16 protein-coding genes are annotated in these 19,479 nt (G+C 43.7%); 9 read left to right on the top strand and 7 right to left on the bottom strand.

The genetic code is table 11. The features are described from left to right. Positions 1–69: 69 nt before the first annotated feature. The 3 genes from ACYJZR_RS10530 to ACYJZR_RS10520 all read left to right on the top strand — a co-directional run bounded on the left by ACYJZR_RS10530 (position 70) and on the right by ACYJZR_RS10520 (position 4,358). Positions 70–810, top strand: a complete 741-nt coding sequence (locus tag ACYJZR_RS10530; RefSeq protein ID WP_406964771.1) for an ABC transporter permease — start codon at positions 70–72, stop codon at positions 808–810. 3 nt (positions 811–813) lie between these two features. Then, positions 814–1,491: an ABC transporter permease gene (locus ACYJZR_RS10525; protein ID WP_005456275.1), complete on the top strand. Its 678-nt coding sequence runs from the start codon at positions 814–816 to the stop codon at positions 1,489–1,491. A 146-nt stretch (positions 1,492–1,637) separates the two neighbouring features. After that, the gene (locus tag ACYJZR_RS10520; protein ID WP_406964773.1) at positions 1,638–4,358 is read left to right on the top strand and encodes an ImpA family metalloprotease; all 2,721 of its coding nucleotides are present in this window, start codon (positions 1,638–1,640) and stop codon (positions 4,356–4,358) included. 97 nt (positions 4,359–4,455) lie between these two features. On the opposite strand, the gene xthA is transcribed toward ACYJZR_RS10520, so the two are convergent. From xthA to dinG, 5 genes are all read right to left on the bottom strand, one after another. Continuing rightward, complete coding sequence (xthA, locus tag ACYJZR_RS10515) at positions 4,456–5,262, bottom strand: exodeoxyribonuclease III (RefSeq protein ID WP_005481860.1); 807 nt, start codon at positions 5,260–5,262, stop codon at positions 4,456–4,458. 90 nt (positions 5,263–5,352) lie between these two features. Further along, positions 5,353–5,517 carry a pleiotropic regulatory protein RsmS gene (gene rsmS / locus ACYJZR_RS10510; RefSeq protein ID WP_005456217.1) on the bottom strand — a complete coding sequence of 55 codons (165 nt, stop codon included), beginning with the start codon at positions 5,515–5,517 and terminating at the stop codon, positions 5,353–5,355. Further along, positions 5,517–6,062 (bottom strand): primosomal replication protein, encoded by a 546-nt coding sequence (locus ACYJZR_RS10505; RefSeq protein ID WP_406964776.1) that lies wholly within the window; start codon positions 6,060–6,062, stop codon positions 5,517–5,519. The genes rsmS and ACYJZR_RS10505 overlap by 1 nt, the downstream gene beginning before the upstream one ends. Beyond that, positions 6,059–6,844, bottom strand: a complete 786-nt coding sequence (locus ACYJZR_RS10500; RefSeq protein ID WP_005456200.1) for a sulfite exporter TauE/SafE family protein — start codon at positions 6,842–6,844, stop codon at positions 6,059–6,061. The genes ACYJZR_RS10505 and ACYJZR_RS10500 overlap by 4 nt, the downstream gene beginning before the upstream one ends. Positions 6,845–6,858: 14 nt before the next feature. Then, a complete protein-coding gene (gene dinG / locus ACYJZR_RS10495) occupies positions 6,859–8,934 on the bottom strand; it encodes an ATP-dependent DNA helicase DinG (protein WP_021823168.1) in 2,076 nt (691 codons plus the stop codon). A gap of 514 nt (positions 8,935–9,448) precedes the next feature. Here dinG and ACYJZR_RS10490 point away from each other — a divergent pair. Both ACYJZR_RS10490 and ACYJZR_RS10485 read left to right on the top strand, forming a co-directional pair. Then, complete coding sequence (locus tag ACYJZR_RS10490) at positions 9,449–10,474, top strand: porin (protein ID WP_021449333.1); 1,026 nt, start codon at positions 9,449–9,451, stop codon at positions 10,472–10,474. 76 nt (positions 10,475–10,550) lie between these two features. Continuing rightward, positions 10,551–11,228: a DUF2057 family protein gene (locus ACYJZR_RS10485; RefSeq protein ID WP_020840327.1), complete on the top strand. Its 678-nt coding sequence runs from the start codon at positions 10,551–10,553 to the stop codon at positions 11,226–11,228. Between the two features lie 112 nt (positions 11,229–11,340). On the opposite strand, the gene ACYJZR_RS10480 is transcribed toward ACYJZR_RS10485, so the two are convergent. Further along, complete coding sequence (locus ACYJZR_RS10480) at positions 11,341–12,039, bottom strand: pseudouridine synthase (protein ID WP_031855599.1); 699 nt, start codon at positions 12,037–12,039, stop codon at positions 11,341–11,343. Between the two features lie 311 nt (positions 12,040–12,350). On the opposite strand from ACYJZR_RS10480, the gene ACYJZR_RS10475 reads away from it, so the two are divergent. After that, the gene (locus tag ACYJZR_RS10475) at positions 12,351–14,576 is read left to right on the top strand and encodes an NADP-dependent isocitrate dehydrogenase (protein WP_140078195.1); all 2,226 of its coding nucleotides are present in this window, start codon (positions 12,351–12,353) and stop codon (positions 14,574–14,576) included. Positions 14,577–14,706: 130 nt separating this feature from the next. Here the strand turns inward: ACYJZR_RS10475 and cspD are convergent, their stop codons facing one another. After that, positions 14,707–14,925: a cold shock domain-containing protein CspD gene (cspD, locus tag ACYJZR_RS10470; RefSeq protein ID WP_005456215.1), complete on the bottom strand. Its 219-nt coding sequence runs from the start codon at positions 14,923–14,925 to the stop codon at positions 14,707–14,709. Positions 14,926–15,624: 699 nt separating this feature from the next. Here cspD and clpS point away from each other — a divergent pair. The 3 genes from clpS (at position 15,625) to ACYJZR_RS10455 (ending at position 19,437) form a co-directional block, all read left to right on the top strand. Then, complete coding sequence (gene clpS, locus ACYJZR_RS10465; protein WP_005456259.1) at positions 15,625–15,945, top strand: ATP-dependent Clp protease adapter ClpS; 321 nt, start codon at positions 15,625–15,627, stop codon at positions 15,943–15,945. 47 nt (positions 15,946–15,992) lie between these two features. After that, positions 15,993–18,263 (top strand): ATP-dependent Clp protease ATP-binding subunit ClpA, encoded by a 2,271-nt coding sequence (clpA, locus tag ACYJZR_RS10460; RefSeq protein WP_005495889.1) that lies wholly within the window; start codon positions 15,993–15,995, stop codon positions 18,261–18,263. Positions 18,264–18,396: 133 nt separating this feature from the next. Beyond that, positions 18,397–19,437 carry a serine hydrolase domain-containing protein gene (locus ACYJZR_RS10455; protein WP_406964783.1) on the top strand — a complete coding sequence of 347 codons (1,041 nt, stop codon included), beginning with the start codon at positions 18,397–18,399 and terminating at the stop codon, positions 19,435–19,437. The last annotated feature ends 42 nt before the right edge of the window (positions 19,438–19,479 follow it).

The raw sequence follows: 19,479 nt of genomic DNA, 5'->3' as shown, positions 1-19,479 counted from the left end.
CGACCGTTGGCTTGTTCCTAGAAGTAGTCAACGGTCGATTTTTTGAGTTTAGGGATTAGGAACTCACCTATGCTGGATTTACAAGGATATGAAGCCTCCATTTTTAATGGGGCTTTGGTAACCATCGAAGTAGCAGTTCTGTCACTACTGCTTGCGGTGATATTGGGAATGCTTGGCGCGCTTGCTAAGCTCGCACCCTACAAATGGGCAAGAGCAATTGCCACACTTTACACCACCATTATTCGCGGCATTCCAGACTTAGTTCTGATGATGTTGATTTTCTTTGGTGGGCAAATACTTTTAAACAATAGCCTCTATTCCATCAACGAAACGCTCAATGAATGGTTTGCATCTAGCGACCCAAATCATGAGTGGACTTCTTACTTACCTGACTACATTGATGTGAGCCCGTTTATTGCCGGTGTGCTGACAATTGGTTTTATCTTTGGAGCTTACATGGCGGAAACTTTCCGTGGTGCGATCATGGCCGTCGATAAAGGTGAGTTGGAAGCAGCAAAAGCTTATGGCATGAGCCCAGTGTTGTCGTTCAGAAGAATCCTTCTTCCTCAGATGATTCGCCATGCACTACCGGGATTTGGTAACAACTGGCTGGTATTGTTAAAAACCACCGCGCTTGTCTCCATCATCGGGCTTGAAGATATGGTGAGAATGAGCTCTCTGGCGGCTGGTACAACAAAAATGCCGTTCACGTTCTACATGGCCGTTGCACTGATTTTCCTTTTCTTCACCAGTATTTCGACGGGGTTGTTAAAACTCGTTGAACGCAAATTCAGTATTCATGCGAGGTAAGTAATGGATTTTTCGTTGATTATTGAAAGCTTCCCTGTTTACTTTCAAGGGCTTTGGACGACCGTTTGGCTGGTGGGCATTTCATTGGTGATTGGCTTGTGCGTCTCAGTTCCACTCGCCATTGCAAGAAACAGTACCAACTACGCTTTGAGCCTTCCTTCTTGGGGATTCATTTACTTTTTCCGAGGAACGCCACTGCTTGTTCAGTTGTATCTGATTTACTATGGCATGGATCAGTTTTTCCCAGTGAAAGATACCTTATGGGAACACGCGTGGTTTTGTGCTCTGGTTGCGTTTGTACTAAACACATCAGCGTATACGGCAGAGATCATTCGTGGTGCGATTAACGGTTTGCCTAAAGGCGAAGTGGAAGCCGCAAAAGCGTATGGCATGAGTAAATTTATGACTTACAAACGCATCATCTTGCCAAGTGCGTTACGCCGAGCACTACCTGCTTATTCTAATGAAGTGATCTTCATGCTTCACGGCAGTGCGGTTGCAGGGATCGTAACCATCGTGGACTTAACTGGTGCAGCGCGCTTAGTTAACTCTCGTTATTACGCACCATTTGAGTCGTTCTTGACGGCTGGACTTTTCTATATGTCGCTTACGTTTATCATTCTTTGGTGCTTTAAACGCGCGGAAAAACGTTTCTTAGCGTACCTGCGTCCTCTGAGCTAAATCATGTATTTAAGTAATGGTACCTACGGGTACCATTCTATTTTTGATACCTTCATTCATACTTTTCTGATTTATCAACAAGACTATTTCGCCCCCTCGTTCGCTTACATTACACTTCGGCAAAACCCTTGTTTAATAAGTGAAATATGAAAAAAACAATTATATCGTTGGGTCTTGCCGCTGTTGCCACCGGATGCGGTGGTGGAGAGAGCAAGTCACAATCAAACAGTCAAGTCACACCAACTCCAGTTCCTGTTCAACAAGCGCTAGAAACGGGCAATGCCCTGTTAGTTTCTGACCCAAATGACTTCATTCGTGAAAGCCGTCAAGTTGTTGAGGCGCACAAGAAACAGTCGAATGCGATCAAATCTGCGATAGCAAAAAATCTTTCGGGTCTTTACTGGGATCCGACGCATGATGCCGCGATTTTTGCTCCTACCTATGGATTCAACGACACCATCTTGATGACCAATAAAGCGATGGCGAGTGGTTACAAAGACCAAGCGTTGTCGATTGGTATTGCTGGTGAGCAAACTAATGGCCAGCGTTATGCTGTTTTAGGCAGTAACCCATTTCGAACCGCACAACGTTTTCCTGATTCTTCTAATGCGGCAATGACTCAATGGTTAAAAAACCTCGTTACTTGGTTGTCAGGTGGAGCTACTTTAAACGTCGTCATCGCGCAAATGGATCAGTCTTATTACTTTCCTGATGAGCAAGCGACGCGCAGTTGGTTAAATAACAATATTTCACCAGACCTGATATTTAATGAAGCTAACCTGTGCGACGGTTCAAAATTACTTAGCTGCTTGAAAGCCGATAAGCCAAACCTGTTGATTCTGTCACAACATTTGCTGTCAGGAGATACCAACCAACAGGTAATAGATGCGCTGGCTTATGCCGAGCAAGCTAAAATTCCGGTTCTATATCTGCATTGGGACGGTGGGCTGACCGATCTTGGCCGAGACATTTTGGCAAAATTCCATGTTGACTACGTGGGGGACAACTATTGGCGTAAGTTAGGTTTGGTCGATTGGGCACCTTCATCACTGATGAACTTTGTGCCAGATTCTGTCATCACGCAACAAGCGTTGTTGTCCCGTTTCGAAACTCAAAACTTCAATGTTGATTTGTCCCAATGTGATGATAAATCATGCCCAGAAGTAGCGAACATGGACAGTCAGTTTTACGACGCTGCCAACAGCATTCGCCAATGGCTGAAATCACTTGATGAGCAAAAAATCTCGTTGTTTGAACAAGATGGTTATCAATACGAAAAGCTGATGGTGTTATTGGCGGATCATTATCGTCAAACGGCCTCTTTTCCAATGGATAAGCAGTCTACGGGGACGACCGAATTTTTGAAATCGTACTTCGCGGACTACGTTCAATACAACAGTCGTCGCATCAACCCAAAACAACCAAATATGGGAAACTTCAGCCGCAGTGAATTTGGGGCCGATGTAAAGAGAATTGATACTACGGTGAATATGGAGTCTAAACGCAACTTCCGTTCGGCAGGAGTGTATGCACTACCAGGTGAGACTTTCACGGTAACGCGTAAAGACAACAATGATGTGACCACAAAAATTGTCATCAATAGCTTAAGAAGTGGAGCGACTCATGAGTTCAGTAAAGACGGTTATACTCGACCTAAACTGCTGACTTCATTTGCTTACGAAGTTAAAGCGGGTGAAACCATCACGCTGACTTCTCCTTATGGCGGCCCAGTACAGGTTCACTTTGACAAAAATGATATTCCGGTTGAACTGAGATTTAACCATGTGGCACAGCATCCTGTATGGAGAAGTGAGAAGGACAACGACACTTTTATTCAGCAGCTAGAAGCCAATTTGTTTGATTGGGCCGAGCTGATCACCCCTGGGTTTGAAGTGCACTCAAAGCGTGACAAGATGTTAGAGTCGGTCAACGATGAAATGTGGCCTACTCCTGCGGAAATGGCGCTGGCAACAGAAGAATATGTACATAACTACCCGCATGTTCTGGCTGGTTTCCAAGGGCCGGGTATAGACGAAGTACCTGAAATTATTCAATACGCTCAAAACCAAGGCTGGGAAATTGCCAATATTGATATGGTTAAGCACATGAATGCTGACCAAGCCGCTTGTGGCTATGGCTGCTCTGGTAACCCGTACGATGCTTATTGGGCCTTCAGTCCTTTAGGTCACGGTGATTTGCATGAGCTAGGCCACGGTTTAGAGAAAGGACGATTCCGATTCGCTGGTTGGGAAGGGCATTCGACGACCAACTACTACTCCTACTACAGCAAGTCTCGTTTCTTCCAAAATACGGGTAAGGAATCAACCTGCCAAAGCTTGGATTTCAAAGGTCAGTTTGAACTGTTGCAAACCAGTCGAACACAAAGCGAGCCAAATGCTTATATGGCGGAGCAAAACCAAACGGGTTGGAGCTGGGGTGCTCGCGTTTACATTCAAATGATGATGGCAACTCAGCACGAAGGTGTGCTTAAAAATGGTTGGCATTTACTGGCGCGACTTCATCTTATTGAGCGTGAGTTTAATCGTTTGAAAGCAGATGAGGCACTGTGGAATGCGAAACAATCAAGCATTGGCTTCTCGATGTATACCAAAGATGAAGCGAACAGCATCTCAAACAATGACTGGTTGCTCATTGCCCTAAGTTACGTGGCTCAGCGAGATATGACTAACTATCTCGACATGTGGGGATTCTCGTTCTCAGAAAAAGCGAAGCAACAAGTTGTTGCGTTGAATCTGACGCCGATGCCTCTCACTTACTTTGCAAGTAGCAATACTGGCTACTGTCTGAACGAATTCGCTCAAACGCCAGTAAGTATTGATGGTCAAACGGTTTGGCCGCTGAACTAGCTGAGTAGAAAATAACGTGCATGAAAAAGGGAGACTGAGTCTCCCTTTTTACTAGATTTACCTTAGCGTTGAGTCACGGTTATTGCTTTGTAAAGTATTACTTGAATGTCGACCAGATTGGCGCGTGGTCTGAAGGCTTTTCAATACCGCGTAATTCATAATCGATACCCGACTCAATACATTTTTGCGCGAGAGAAGGGGTCGCCAAAATCACATCAATTCGTAGGCCTCGGTTGTCATCAAAGCCGCGAGATCGGTAGTCAAACCACGAGAAGCGATCGTTCACTTCTGGGTAGAGCTTACGGAAAGTATCTTCAAAGCCCCAATCTAACAACGTTTTCAGCCATTCACGTTCTTCTGGTTGGAAAGAGCATTTACCCGTTTTCAACCAACGCTTACGGTTCGGTTCTCCGATACCGATATCTGAATCGATAGGGCTGATGTTGATATCACCCATAACAATCAACTGTTCATCGTTGCTGTGATGATCGTTTAGATACGTCATTAGATCTTTGTAGAACTGGCGCTTGTATGGGAATTTCGTTTCGTGGTTAATGTTGTCCCCTTGAGGGAAGTAGCCATTAAGCACCGTTACTTTTTCACCATTTTCGTTTTCAAACGTCGCCATGATCATGCGCTTTTGGTGTTCTTCGTTATCCGTTGGAAAACCTTTTTGTACGCGGATTGGCTCTTGCTTACAAAGCATCGCTACGCCGTAATGCGCCTTCTGGCCATGAAAATACACTTTGTAACCCATGGCTTCGACATCTTCAATCGGGAACGCTTCATCATGCACCTTAATCTCTTGAAGACCAATAACGTCAGGCTGGTGTTTATCGATTAGCGCTTGGAGTTGGTGCAGTCGAGCACGTAGTCCATTGATGTTAAAGCTGATTACTTTCATTATTTATCCTTTTGAGGGCGTATTTTTCTAGAATGGTATCATTCTGAAAGCGTAGTGAAAATGAATCTCAACAAAAGAAAAAAGCGCGTTTTACTGCGCTTTCAATTTGTTTTCTAAATCTGTTTGTACGATCTTCAATGCTTTAATCGCAACTTCTGGATCAATCTCGTTGGTTTCAAGCAAGTAGATCAAATCAACGGCCAGCTTGATCTCTTCTGGTGCATCATCAAGAGGAGAGGTTGGTTGGTCTGCCATTATTGGTGCTTTTCCCTATGTGTAATTTGATTTTCTAGTTTAAGAAGCGCTGCCTCACAACGAGCTAAACGTTGCTCTGTCGCCAGTAATACTTTCTGAGCTTCAGCTCGCATAAAACTAGGTGCAGTTTCCACTGCGCGTTCCTTTTCTAACACCATTTCTCGCAAGCGTCTTGCCCATTCTTGATGCTGCGCGAGCTCTTGATAAAGCACGTTAATTGGTTTGCGAAAGTGGCTGCTATGCTTGATTTCATTCTTACGAATTTTAGTGGTAGAAATCTCTCGCTGAATTGCGCCAATTTGCGCTACGAGTCGTTCGGTGAGGTACTCCGCTCGCAAAGTGGTGAGCTTATTTTCGTTTTGCTCTCGGATAATCGCGCCCAGTGTCGATTTCGCTTCTTTTACGCAAGGCGTAAGTAAGCGAGAACGGCAGCTAAATAAACGTTCATCAAACAACGGAACGTGATGCTCTCCTCGTTGGCGATCCAATGTCGCGGCTTGATTCGCCATGTGTTCTAAACTTTGCGAAAGTTGTTCGATGTTCATGATAAACCTACAAACCAAGCGTCATAAGCCAGCTTAATCGCCAATACGCTCACGACCGTGACAAAAACGGGACGAATGAACTTAGAGCCGAATCGAATTGCAGAATGCGCACCAACAAATGCCCCAGCCATTAAACACACACCCATTGTTAAGCCTAGCACCCAGTTAATATGACCTAAAATAGCGAAAGTAATAAGTGAGGTAAAATTACTGGTGAAGTTCATTGCTTTGGCTAAACCAGAGGCGAGCAATATATTGAGACGGTACAGCGCCATAGAACTTACAGTCCAAAACGCGCCTGTTCCTGGACCGGCTAATCCATCGTAAAAACCAATCGACAAACCTTGCAGGTACTGTTTTTTATGCAGCTTTGGGCAAGGCTCTGGTATTGGGCTTTGATGAGGGGAATGTGGCGTTTTGTGGAATACAGTATACAGAGCAGCGGCTAATATAATAAGAGGCAAGACTTTTTCTAGCCAATCCGTACTGATGGCATCGACAAAGAGCGTGCCCAATGTTGCGCCGACAAGCGTTGCTGCAAACGCGCGCCCCCAACACTGAGGTTTGAACAAGCGTTTTTTGTAGTAAGTGAATGCGGCAGTTGACGATGCAAAGGTGGCAGCCAACTTGTTCGTCCCCAAAGCAATGTGAGGAGGAAGCCCCAAAGACAGCAAAGCAGGGACGGTTAGCATCCCTCCACCACCTGCGACTGCGTCAATAAATCCAGCAACAAAAGCGACTAGCGCCAACACCAACAGCATTGTCGGCTCTATCATTTCCATAAATTCTTATTCTTCTAATATTCTATTTTTCGTTTAAATGGCGGCAGTGAGTCGATAAGTGCTTGCCCGTAGCGTTTGGTTACGAGGCGTCGATCCAGAATGGTCACTCTACCAGAATCTCGTTCTTTACGCAGTAGGCGGCCCACGCTCTGGATCAGCTTTTTGCTCGCATCAGGTACAGTGATTTGCATAAACGGGTTGCCGCCTTTCTTTTCTATGTATTCTGAATGCGCTTGTTCTACTGGAGAGGTAGGAACACCAAATGGAATTTTGGTGATCACTAAGTTTTCCAGTAACTCTCCTGGCAAATCGAGTCCTTCCGAAAAGCTTCCTGTACCAAAGAGAACGCTGGTTTTGTTTGTTTCTACAAGCTTTTTATGTTTTTTTAGAATTTCTTGACGAGAACTTTCGCCTTGTACTTGCAAAGCCCAGCCTCGTTTTATGAACTCTGAAGACAGCGCTTCTGCGACTTGGTTCATCTGCCAGTAAGAGGAGAATAATACCAAGTTGGCCTTTTTGTCTTCTAAGTACTTAGGCAAGATCTCAATAAGATATTCAGTAAACTGAGGTGCCGATGGTTCGTACTTCATTGCAGGTATGAGTAACTCAGCTTGGTTTTGATAATCAAAAGGCGAAGCGAGTGCCAAAAACTGAGTCCCAGATTCTGGCTTGCCATCAATGCCTACTTGATGGCAAAAATAGTGGAAAGAGTTCAACGCTCGCATTGTTGCTGAAACTAATACGGCACCAATACAACGACTCCAAATCTGTTGGTCTAGCTGCCATCCGATCTCAAGAGGGGATACGCTCACAATAAAATCGCCTTCACGATCGGGGTGAGTTTCTAGCCATCTCGCTAAAGGCGCTCCTTTTTCTCGTGTTGGCTCTGCCATTAAATGCCAAACTTGAGCGAGGTTCTCTAGTCGTTGAATATAGAAACCTAGTTCAGCGAGCGCAGGCTCGGCCAATCTTGCCGCGAGTTCGCCATCTTTGACTCTTTCTGCAATAAGATCGGCGATTTTCGCGACGCTTTGGTTTGCTTTCTTGCTGAACTGTTTTAGCTCTTTAGATTGGTTTTCTAGCCAAGTAGGCAGCTCGCCATGTTCAAAGCGGTAGATGCCTTCTTCAAACTGAGCTGGATCGAACTGCTTAGTCAACTGAGTGAGCGCAGGTATTAAGTTTTGCACGGAGTCTTGCAAGTCATTGCGGAATCGAGCGACACGTTTCTCATCAGCCAGTGATGAAAATTTACTGATTGACTGATTCAGCTTCTCTAGCCACGCTGCTGCGCCTTTTAAACTTGCGGATGCTGAAGCGTGATCACGGGCGACGTGAGGCAGGTGGTGAGCTTCGTCAAAGACATAAATCGTATTTTCTGGCTCTGGTAAGATTACGCCACCACCTAAGTCAGCATCAGCCATAACGAGAGAGTGATTCGCGATGATCACGTCATTTTTATCTAACTCAGAGCGAGCCTTTTGAAATGGGCACCCTCTGTGACCTGGCAAACTGTTATTACAGCTGTGTTTGTCGCTGACAATCAATTGCCAGATGCGGTCGTCTATAGGTTTAGGCCAAGCGTCGCGGTCACCATCCCATTTCCCTTGAGCGAGTGAGCGATACATGGTTTCCAGTAATTCAATGTCTTTTTTCTTTGGCTTGGTCTCAAACATCGCTAGTTGACCGCCATCCACACCACTGGCTGTTGCGAGCTTTTCTGCGCAGCAGTAGCGCTGCCTACCTTTGGCAAGAATGAAAGAGAATTCTCTGTCTGTAATACGACGGAATAGAGGAAGGTCTTTATTCACTAGCTGTTCTTGAAGCGCGACGGTTGCCGTTGAGATAACGACTTTGCGGTTGTTATGCACGGCAACTGGTATAGCGGCCATCAAATAAGAAAGTGACTTACCGATCCCTGTGCCTGCTTCTGCTACCAGTATTCGATTGGACTTATGATATTGACCACAAAGCGTCTTTGCGATTTCAGCGACAAGATAGTTTTGAGCTCGTCTTGGTACAAAGTTATCGAGTTGGGCTTGTAGGTTTTGATAGCTATTGCGAATCGATTTTTGAATGTTACTGGTCAGCATACGGGCCTCAAATGCGTTGGAGCCGAATAGTAGCACACATCACTAGTTGTACAGTAGTTCACAAAACGGAATGCTTTTGTAAGGAATCTAGATCTTCTTCACAAAAAAATATTGAACTCCATATCAATGCAAATAATTTCATTATATGAAAAATATAAAACTTCAAAAATGTGGATTTGTTAGATTTTAATGCTGTTTTTCTGTCTTCAAAGTTTTTCTTTAGATTTAAATTTTGATTATTAATAGGATGATAAATTGAGGAAAATCAAGCCGATAGTTTAGATGTTCATCGAATAAATTAAATAAAGTAAATCAAGTTATTGTTTTTATTGGTCATTTTTATTTTTTGATATTTATATTTAGAAAATTTGACAGGCAGAATAATCTTTTGCAATCTAGTGCCCAGATTTTGTAGGTCATGCATTGTTACGAATCGATAACAAGTGGCCTCAAAAATATAAAAAAGGGAATTCGGAAAGGATATCCCAAACTAAGAAAAGGCAGTGGATTAATTATGAAAAAGACTCTATTAGCACTAGCTGTAGTTGCGTCTGCAACTTCAGTTAACGCAGCGGAAGTATTCAAATCTGAAGAAGGTTCTGTAGATTTCTACGGTCAACTACGTCCAACTCTTCTATTCCTAGACAGCACAGACCACACTGCAGAGCTAAACACTAGCTCTTCACGTATGGGTGTAAACGGTGTTTACGTTGTAAACGATAGCCTTAAAGTTCTAGGTGAAGTTGAAATCGGTGTTGCACTTGGTGACAACTACGGTGCAGGCGCAGATTCAAGCGAGCGTACAGATGACACTGTATTCGTTCGTCGTCACATCTTCGGTTTCGACATGGGCGATATGGGTACACTTCGTTTCGGTAAAGAAGGTACTTTCGCGGATGACGTTTACGGTGCTGATTACTCTTACTTCTTTGGTGGCTCTGCTCTTCTTTACGGACACGAGTGGAACAACGACTCTCAAATCAAATACTCTTTCGAAAACGATGCATTCTGGCTAAAAGCTGGTTACGCGCTAGGTGAGAAAGACAAGAACGAAGAAGTTCGTGAAGTATTCGTAGGTAAGTCTTTCGGTGAACTATCTGTTCACGCTGGTGTACTTTCTTCTGTAAATAAGATTGCAGTTAAGAATGTTGCGCACAACACTGAAAACCTATCTTTTGAAGTAACTGGTGAATACGCACTTGGTGAGCACACTCTAGGCGCGACTTACTACTACAACGAAAACGAAGATAAAAACGCTAACTCAACTGTTGATTCTCACGGTATCTCTCTAGCGGGTATGTTCGCTGTAGCACCTAAGACAACTCTATACTCTGGTTACGAACTAGTAATGTCTTCTTCTGATGTTGCTGGCACTGTTGACGCAGACGACTCTCGTTTCTACGCTGGTGTTGAATACAAGTTCTCTAAATGGGCTCGCGTATTCGCTGAAGGTGCATACGTATTTGAAGAAACTAAGCTAGACAACTCTAAAGTTGACAGCAAAACTGACTTCGGTGTTGGTGCACGTTTCTACTGGTAATCAAAACCCAGTCTGATATTGTAAGACCCAGCTTTATGCTGGGTCTTTTACTATGAAGATAAGGATGAGAAATTCTATGCAGTTATCATTTAAAGTGGCGATGGCTCTGTCTATTTTTGCCTGCTCAAACCTATATGCTGCAACAACTCTGGTGGTTCCTGAAGATGTTAAACTTCTGGCTGTCAACATGGAAAAACCTAAGTTGGAAGGTGGGATCTTTTCTGATGAAAAGACAATAGAAATACCTGATGGGACGAATCAGATTGTCTTCAAATATCAACCTGAATTTGAAATTGGCGACGATATTAAAAGTGTATATAGCGATGTGATTATTGCTAAGTTTGATGTTAATAATGAAAAGCTCAAGTTCCAGCTTCCTCAATTTAATACGTATCGCCAAGCTCAAACGAGCATTTCTCCATTAGATTGGCAACTATTGGACTCTAAAGGCCAGACAATCGATTTAGTAGAAGATACTCTCGAATCGGAGGGTGTTCAAATAGGTCGAAACTATCCACAAGAAGCCCGCAGTTATAATATTGCTGGCGGTGTCGCTAGTGTTGCAGTTACTTATGTTACTGTGAATCAGCATCAACAAGTTGTGACGGGTATTGAGCCTGCTTCAAAAACCGTAGAAAGCACTCAAGGTTCTGGGCAACAAGATACGCAAATGGTCGACTTGCTAAAAACTATGTATCTAAAAGCTTCTCCGACCGATCAAGAAGCATTCAAGCTCTGGATCTCACAGCAATAATTCATCAACAATAATTGTTATTTGTGACGATAAAAATATAAAAAGCAGGCGACGGCCTGCTTTTATGTTTTTTGATGTTGACTACTTTAAGGAATGTGCTGTTTTAAGATGGCTAGAGCTGAATCTCTTTCCATTGGCCAGGCTGCAAGTCTCCAAGGGTAATGTCGCCCATTGAATAGCGTACTAAGCGTAAAGTTGGGAAGCCGATATGAGCGGTCATGCGTCTTACTTGGCGGTTTCTACCTTCCATGATAGTGATAGCTAACCATGTCGTTGGAATATTTGCACGGAAACGAACTGGTGGGTTTCTCTCCCAAATCGTCGGAGCATCAATGACTTCTACTTTTGCGGGTAAGGTCATACCATCTTTTAATTCAACGCCTTTACGCAACTTCTCTAAATCTTGCTCTTGTGGCGCTCCATCCACCTGTACCCAATACGTTTTCGGCGACTTTGATTTCGGCTGAGTCAGCTTCGCTTGTAGGATACCATCATTGGTTAACACCATTAGGCCTTCACTGTCTCTATCTAGTCGACCTGCTGCGTATACGTCTTTGACTGGAATGTAGTCAGCCAATGTTTTACGGCCGTCACCATCGGTAAATTGGCTCAGCGTATCGTAAGGCTTATTGAAAATAATGACTTTTCGATTTTGCAGGTCGACTCGAGGTTTATTGGCTTTGGCTGTGCGAGTAGGGTGGCGTCTTGTGGTTTGATCCTCTACACGGTTTGGTTTACCGGAACGTTTAAAATGGCCTGTTTTAGATTGGCTGGTACGACGCCCTTTTTCATGACCTGTGCGAGATGACATGTTAACTACCCTGCAAAAATGTAAATGAACTGTGTTTGAAAGTTTTAAGTTTTCTTAAGATCGGCTATCATTTGCGCGCCTAAAACTAACAAATGCGCACAGAATAATAGACTATTTCGTGTTATTTGTTTAATTATATCAGTGCACTCATGGATTCAGAGCCAAGAGCTTCAAACTACAAGAAAGAGTGCAAACCGCATGTGGCGTTAGCGAGGAGATACACACTACTAACGTGTAGCAATGCGTCAATTACACCAACTCAGACGCTGAGTTGATCAGCCAACAAGTTGATTCAAAAATAGGGAAATTTCATGCCTACAGAAAAACCTACCATTATCTACACCATCACTGATGAAGCACCGGCGCTAGCAACTTATTCATTACTACCAATCATTCAATCGTTTACTGCATCGTCTGGCATCAACGTAGATACTCGTGATATTTCACTAGCGGGTCGAATTATCGCTAACTTCCCAGAGCACTTAAAAGAAGAGCAACGCATTGGCGACGCGTTAACTGAGCTGGGCGAACTCGCACAAACACCAGAAGCAAATATCATCAAGTTGCCAAACATTTCGGCTTCTATTCCTCAGCTAAAAGCCGCAATCAAAGAGCTTCAAGCTAAAGGTTACGACCTACCAAACTACCCAGAAGAGCCAAGTACTTACGAAGAAAAAGCGATTAAATCGGCTTACGATAAGATTAAGGGCAGTGCGGTAAACCCAGTACTTCGTGAAGGCAACTCTGACCGTCGTGCGCCACTTTCTGTTAAGAACTATGCAAAGAAAAACCCACACTCAATGGGCGCATGGTCATCAGACTCTAAATCCCATGTATCAAGCATGGCGGGTGACGATTTCTTTGGTAGCGAGAAATCAACAACCATTTCTGGCGCAACAGAAGTAAAAATCGAGTTTGTTGGCGCAGATGGCTCTGTAAAAGAGCTAAAATCTGCTTTCCCACTGTTAGACAAAGAAGTTATTGATAGCTCTGTACTGAAGAAAAAAGCATTGGTTGAGTTCTTCGAAAAAGAAATCGCAGATGCGAAAGAGCAAGACGTACTGCTTTCTCTACACATGAAAGCGACGATGATGAAGGTTTCTGACCCGGTTATCTTCGGTCACGCTGTAAAAGTGTACTACAAAGACGTTTTTGCTAAATACGGTAAGTTATTCGAAGAGCTTGGCGTTGATGTAAATAATGGTCTTGGTGATGTTTACTCGAAAATCGAGTCACTACCAGCAGCACAAAAAGAAGAGATTGAAGCGGCAATTCAGGCGGTTTACCAAACTCAGCCTGAACTTGCGATGGTTGATTCGGATCGTGGCATCACAAACTTGCATGTCCCAAGCGACATCATTGTCGATGCATCTATGCCAGCAATGTTGCGTTCTTCTGGCCAAATGTGGGGTCCTGACGGCAAGCAAAAAGATACTAAAGCGATGATTCCAGATCGCTGCTATGCAGGTATCTACCAAGCAGTTATCGATTTCTGTAAAGAGCACGGCGCATTTGACCCGACAACAATGGGCAGCGTACCAAACGTGGGTTTGATGGCTCAAAAAGCAGAAGAGTACGGTTCTCACGATAAGACGTTTATCCTAGATGCAGCAGGTACAGTACGTGTTGTTGATGCTTCTGGCGCAGTGCTGCTTGAACAGGCGGTAGAAGAGGGTGACATCTTCCGTATGTGTCAGGTAAAAGACGCGCCAATTCAAGATTGGGTGAAACTTGCAGTAACTCGCGCACGTGCGACAGGCGTTCCAGCTGTATTTTGGCTAGATGAAAACCGCGCACACGATGCAGAGCTTATTAAAAAGGTCAATGCATACCTGCCAGATCACGATACTACAGGTCTAGAAATTAAGATTCTTGCTCCAGTTGAAGCATGTAAATACTCATTAGAACGAATGAAAGCCGGTCTAGATACCATTTCTGTAACGGGTAACGTACTTCGTGACTACCTAACAGACTTGTTCCCAATTTTGGAACTGGGTACATCCGCTAAAATGCTATCAATCGTTCCGTTGATGAATGGCGGTGGCCTGTTTGAAACCGGTGCTGGCGGTTCTGCTCCAAAACACGTTCAACAAGTTGAGAAAGAAAACCACCTTCGTTGGGATTCTCTAGGCGAGTTCTTAGCATTAGCTGCTTCTCTAGAGCATTTAAGCTCAGTAACTGGCAATGCTAAAGCGCAAGTTCTAGCCGATACACTAGACAAAGCAACGGGTGAATTCCTAGACAAAAATAAATCGCCATCACGTAAAGTAGGTGAGTTGGATAACCGTGGTAGCCACTTCTACTTAGCACTGTACTGGGCGAAAGCATTGGCAGAGCAAACTGTGGATGCAGATTTAGCCACTGAATTTGCACCTATTGCAAAATCTCTTGCTGAGCAAGAAGAGAAGATTGTTACAGAACTTAATAGTGCTCAAGGCGTGAAAGGTGAGCTAGGTGGTTACTACTTACTAGACGATGCTTTGGTTTCTAAATTGATGCGTCCAAGCGAAACGTTTAACGCAATCATCGACAAGTAATCTGCGGATGACACGTCGTGAGCGGCGTGTTTTTCAGATAATAAGAAACCCGCTTAATTGGCGGGTTTATTTTTCTCTTCACAAAGGTTTAAGCTATGTGAGAGCAATGGTTTCTACGACAGCACTCAATTTACTTGGCTTGGGCTTCAATTGGCACAACGCTACTTGCGTGGCAACCCTTTGGACCTTTTTCAATCTCGTAAGAGACTTGTTGGCCTGCTTTCAGTGTACGATAACCGTCCATTTGGATAGTTGAGTAGTGGGCAAAGATGTCTCCTTCCTCTTCGTCTGAACAGATAAACCCAAATCCTTTGGCATTGTTAAACCACTTTACTGTACCTGTAGCCATGCTTATACATCCCTCATGCATTTTTTACTGATGTTGTTACAACAACCAAGTTATACCTTTAACTTGGTACTACTGTTAGCGACCGCTAACAAACGTCTCATTGATACAGAATCACATTCACCAAGTTGCTTAAACTCAAACTGATCCAGAATGAGGATTTATGCATCAATACTTTCCACTGTAGTCAATGAATCCATACAGTCAATAGTGTCGAGCAACAAACGGAAACATAATTGAAAACAAATCACTTTTGAGATTAACAATTTTGCAAACTGTTTTTTGGACGTACGCCGAAGTTTAGATATTTAGACCAAAAAGCGACGGGTTACGAAAAATCCATACTGTTGGTGTTGCTTATGATAGTGAAATCATCGGATTGAATAAAAAATGAAGTTTTCGTGATAAATAACCTTTTCTCAGTGAGGTAGTGTGATCTAACACAGAAATTAGCATTGGTTAGATTCTGTTCGTTAGTGAGAAAAGAGAGTGATTTTTGAGTAAAAGTTCAGGGCTTATCGATAACCATCTTTTATTTGCGCGCCCGCGAGACGTGGATTAGTCTCTATATTAGGTAGCAACTTTTATCTATCAAAGTTCTAAATCGGTGCCACATCTCACTACACCGCACAGCATGCTTGTGGTAGATTGTTTTTATAGGTCGAAAACATCAACCCTTTGATACGATATCTTTAAATTGCCATGAGTAAAAATTTTGAATGGGTCACTCCGGACTCTGATCTTCTGGAGCGAGAAAGTACAAAAGTTCAGCCACCTAAGCTGTATAACGTTGTACTCAATAATGATGACTATACACCTATGGATTTCGTCATAGAGGTACTTGAGCGATTCTTTTCACATGATATTGATAAAGCAACACAAATCATGCTCAAAGTGCACTATGAAGGAAAGGCAGTCTGTGGAACTTACAGCGCAGAAATTGCCGAAACAAAAGTAGCGCAAGTTACGATGTACGCAAGGGAAAATGAACATCCGCTACTTTGTACTATGGAGCAAGCGTAGAAGAAGACTTGCTCGAACAACCCAAGTTGTTTTTTCGGGAGGTACTTATGCTAAATAAAGAACTAGAGTCAAGCCTTAACGGTGCATTTGCTCGTGCAAGAGACAAACGTCACGAGTTTATGACTGTCGAACACCTCCTACTTGCATTGTTGGAAAACGATGCAGCTAAGGAAGCCCTTTTAGCCTGCAAAGCAGACCTCGATGCTTTGCGCAATGAGCTCGATATATTCATCGATCAAACTACGCCGCTTATCCCTGAAAGTGATGAGACGCGCGAAACCCAGCCGACTTTGAGTTTTCAACGTGTATTGCAACGCGCGGTTTTCCATGTTCAGTCGTCTGGTCGCAACGAAGTAACGGGTGCTAATGTATTGGTCGCAATCTTTAGCGAACAAGAGTCGCACGCCGCTTATTTATTGAAGAAAAACGACATTTCTCGCTTAGATATTGTCAACTTTATCTCCCACGGTATTACGAAAGCTTCTGGCGCCGGAGAAGATCCATCTTCTTCAGATTCGTTTAGCTCGGATAGTGTCGAAGAAACAGGTTCCGATGAGCGTTTAGAAAGCTTTGCAACAAACCTCAACCAAGTGGCGAAGGCCGGTAATATTGATCCATTAATTGGCCGTGACAAAGAGCTAGAACGTACGATCCAAGTTCTATGTCGTCGTCGTAAGAACAACCCATTGCTCGTTGGTGAAGCCGGTGTGGGTAAAACGGCAATTGCAGAAGGCCTAGCTTGGAGAATTGTTGAAGGCCAAGTGCCAGAGGTGATTCAAAATAGCGTTATCTACTCACTTGATATCGGTTCGCTGCTAGCAGGCACTAAGTATCGTGGTGATTTCGAGAAACGTTTCAAATCGATTTTGAAGCAGCTTGAAAAAGAAGAAGATGCCATCCTGTTCATTGATGAAATCCATACTATTATCGGTGCTGGTGCAGCGTCTGGTGGCCAAGTCGATGCGGCAAACTTGATTAAACCTCTACTAAGTAGCGGCAAGTTGCGCTGTATTGGTTCAACTACCTACCAAGAGTACAGCAATATTTTCGAAAAAGAGCGTGCGCTATCTCGTCGCTTCCAAAAAATCGACGTTGTAGAACCATCTCTGGACGATACAACCAAGATCCTGATGGGCTTGAAACCAAAGTACGAAGCTCACCACGAAGTGCGTTACACCAACAAAGCACTGCGTGCAGCCGTAGAGCTGTCTGCGAAGTACATCAACGAACGTCATCTACCTGACAAAGCAATTGACGTTATTGATGAAGCCGGTGCTCGTAGTCGATTAGCTCCAGCAAGTCGTCGTAAGAAGACGGTTGGCGTGGCTGATATTGAAGCCATGGTTGCAAAAATGGCTCGAATTCCAGAGAAGTCGGTGTCTTCATCTGACAAAGACATCTTGAAGAATCTTGATGGCAAAATGAAGATGCTAGTCTTTGGTCAAGACAACGCTATTGATGCGCTTTCGGAGGCTATCAAACTGTCTCGTGCTGGTTTGGGTGTAGATAACAAGCCTGTGGGTTCGTTCTTGTTTGCAGGGCCTACTGGTGTGGGTAAAACCGAAGTAACTGTTCAGCTATCGAAACTGCTTGGTATTGAACTGCTTCGTTTTGATATGTCTGAGTATGGTGAGCGTCACTCTGTGAGCCGCTTAATTGGTGCTCCTCCAGGTTATGTTGGTTATGATCAAGGTGGCTTGTTAACCGATGCCGTTATTAAGCATCCTCATTCCGTTGTTTTGTTGGATGAGATTGAGAAAGCGCACCCAGATATCTTTAATTTGTTACTGCAAGTGATGGATAACGGTACGCTGACGGACAACAATGGTCGCAAGGCCGACTTCCGTAACGTGATCCTTGTGATGACCACTAACGCGGGTGTGGCTGAAACTGAGAAGAAATCGATCGGTTTAATCCAACAAGATCATAGTCACGATGCCATGGCTGAAATTAAGAAGGTGTTCACTCCGGAGTTCCGTAACCGTCTTGATAATATCATCTGGTTTAATAGCCTAGATGAAAGTGTTATCCATCAAGTGGTTGATAAGTTTATTGTCGAGCTTCAAGTCCAGTTGGATGCTCGCGGAGTATCCATGGAAGTATCGCAAGATGCTCGCCATTGGTTAGCACATAAAGGTTATGACAAAGCGATGGGGGCACGTCCAATGGGCCGTGTAATCCAAGAGCAATTGAAGAAACCATTGGCAAATGAACTGTTGTTCGGATCACTTGTTGATGGTGGTACGGTGAAAGTGTCGTTAGTAAATGATGCGCTTGAATTTGAATATTTGAGTGAGAAAGAAGCAGCAATGCACTAACGTTTGTCGTCAATTTCAAATCAAAAGCGTGCGATTGGTCGCACGCTTTTTTTATATCTGTCTAGCACGAAGACTCATCTCTTTATTTCTGTTTTATTCATGGTTGTGCATATTGAGAAATAAAGAGGAAAGCATGAAAACTTTTATCATAGCGTGGTTGCTTATCCTACTCGTAGGGTGTGATAAACACGCCGTAGTTGTTGAGGCGAGTAAGCCAGAGTTTGATCCTATCATTCAGCGAGTAGAACGAGGACAAGCAGCAAACCTGCATAGCTTACTAGTGTGGCAAGATAACCAGTTAACGTTGGAGCTGTATCGTCAAGGTGGTGGGCTTGATGGTAATCGTCAAACACCAAATGTGCCTGTCGGGCAAGAGGTTGTGCATAACGTGCATTCTGTCACGAAATCCTTTGTCGCTACGCTGATTTTCATCGCTATTGATGAAGGCAAAATCGAAGGGTTAGAGACGCCAATATTTGATTTCTTTCCAGAGTATACCGAGCCAGATAGACAGGCGAAGCTAGCGATAACATTACGAGATGTTCTAAATATGTCCACAGGCTACGCATTGGACGAATTGTCCGTACCATATGGACAAGGCAACATTTTTTCTCGTCATTACAATGCGAAGGACTTAAAACAGCAGTTTCTTTCCACTCAATTAGCTTTTGATCCAGGAACAAAGTTCGCGTACAGCGGTCTTTCTACAGTTGGCCTTTCTAAAGTGATTGAAAAAGTATATGGGCAATCATTTACGAAAGTAATGAAAGAGAAGATTTTTTCCCCTTTAGATATTGAAGAGTATCAGTGGCTGCCAAACATCGGTAGTGGCGAAGCAGGAGCAGACTGGGGCTTACGTCTAACATCCCGAGATATGGGTAAGTTTGGCTTGATGTGGCTTAACAAAGGACAATACAACGGAACGCAAATTGTTGGTAAAGAATGGTTGAATGAACTCAGAAAGAGTAAGTTCTATTCGTATGAGATGGGGTATGGGTTACATTTTTGGCAGGTTTCTAACGTTGAGAATGGCGTTGCGGCTGTAGGGATAGGAGAGCAGTACATTGTTGCCATTCCGAACAAAAATGCAGTGATTGTCACGACTGCTGGGAACTACGAAGCAAGATCTCGACCAGTGTTAACTCTGATCCAGCAATTGTCATCGTTACTTTAATTCAATGTTTACAAATAAAAAACGGAGCAAAAATGCTCCGTT

The sequence above is a fragment of the Vibrio sp. RC2502 genome (assembly GCF_054850435.1).
Note: the sequence above shows the minus strand (reverse complement) of the source record. Positions and strands in the feature narration are given on the sequence as shown.

Excerpts from the sequence above, each read along its gene's own strand:
- ACYJZR_RS10490 (WP_021449333.1), top strand. The coding sequence starts at position 9,449 with ATGAAAAAGACTCTATTAGCACTAGCTGTAGTTGCGTCTGCAACTTCA.
- ACYJZR_RS10530 (WP_406964771.1), top strand. The coding sequence starts at position 70 with ATGCTGGATTTACAAGGATATGAAGCCTCCATTTTTAATGGGGCTTTG.
- ACYJZR_RS10455 (WP_406964783.1), top strand. The coding sequence starts at position 18,397 with ATGAAAACTTTTATCATAGCGTGGTTGCTTATCCTACTCGTAGGGTGT.
- cspD (WP_005456215.1), bottom strand. The coding sequence starts at position 14,925 with ATGGCTACAGGTACAGTAAAGTGGTTTAACAATGCCAAAGGATTTGGG.
- dinG (WP_021823168.1), bottom strand. The coding sequence starts at position 8,934 with ATGCTGACCAGTAACATTCAAAAATCGATTCGCAATAGCTATCAAAAC.
- ACYJZR_RS10475 (WP_140078195.1), top strand. The coding sequence starts at position 12,351 with ATGCCTACAGAAAAACCTACCATTATCTACACCATCACTGATGAAGCA.
- ACYJZR_RS10480 (WP_031855599.1), bottom strand. The coding sequence starts at position 12,039 with ATGTCATCTCGCACAGGTCATGAAAAAGGGCGTCGTACCAGCCAATCT.
- ACYJZR_RS10485 (WP_020840327.1), top strand. The coding sequence starts at position 10,551 with ATGCAGTTATCATTTAAAGTGGCGATGGCTCTGTCTATTTTTGCCTGC.
- xthA (WP_005481860.1), bottom strand. The coding sequence starts at position 5,262 with ATGAAAGTAATCAGCTTTAACATCAATGGACTACGTGCTCGACTGCAC.
- ACYJZR_RS10500 (WP_005456200.1), bottom strand. The coding sequence starts at position 6,844 with ATGGAAATGATAGAGCCGACAATGCTGTTGGTGTTGGCGCTAGTCGCT.
- ACYJZR_RS10520 (WP_406964773.1), top strand. The coding sequence starts at position 1,638 with ATGAAAAAAACAATTATATCGTTGGGTCTTGCCGCTGTTGCCACCGGA.
- rsmS (WP_005456217.1), bottom strand. The coding sequence starts at position 5,517 with ATGGCAGACCAACCAACCTCTCCTCTTGATGATGCACCAGAAGAGATC.
- clpA (WP_005495889.1), top strand. The coding sequence starts at position 15,993 with ATGCTAAATAAAGAACTAGAGTCAAGCCTTAACGGTGCATTTGCTCGT.
- clpS (WP_005456259.1), top strand. The coding sequence starts at position 15,625 with ATGAGTAAAAATTTTGAATGGGTCACTCCGGACTCTGATCTTCTGGAG.
- ACYJZR_RS10505 (WP_406964776.1), bottom strand. The coding sequence starts at position 6,062 with ATGAACATCGAACAACTTTCGCAAAGTTTAGAACACATGGCGAATCAA.
- ACYJZR_RS10525 (WP_005456275.1), top strand. The coding sequence starts at position 814 with ATGGATTTTTCGTTGATTATTGAAAGCTTCCCTGTTTACTTTCAAGGG.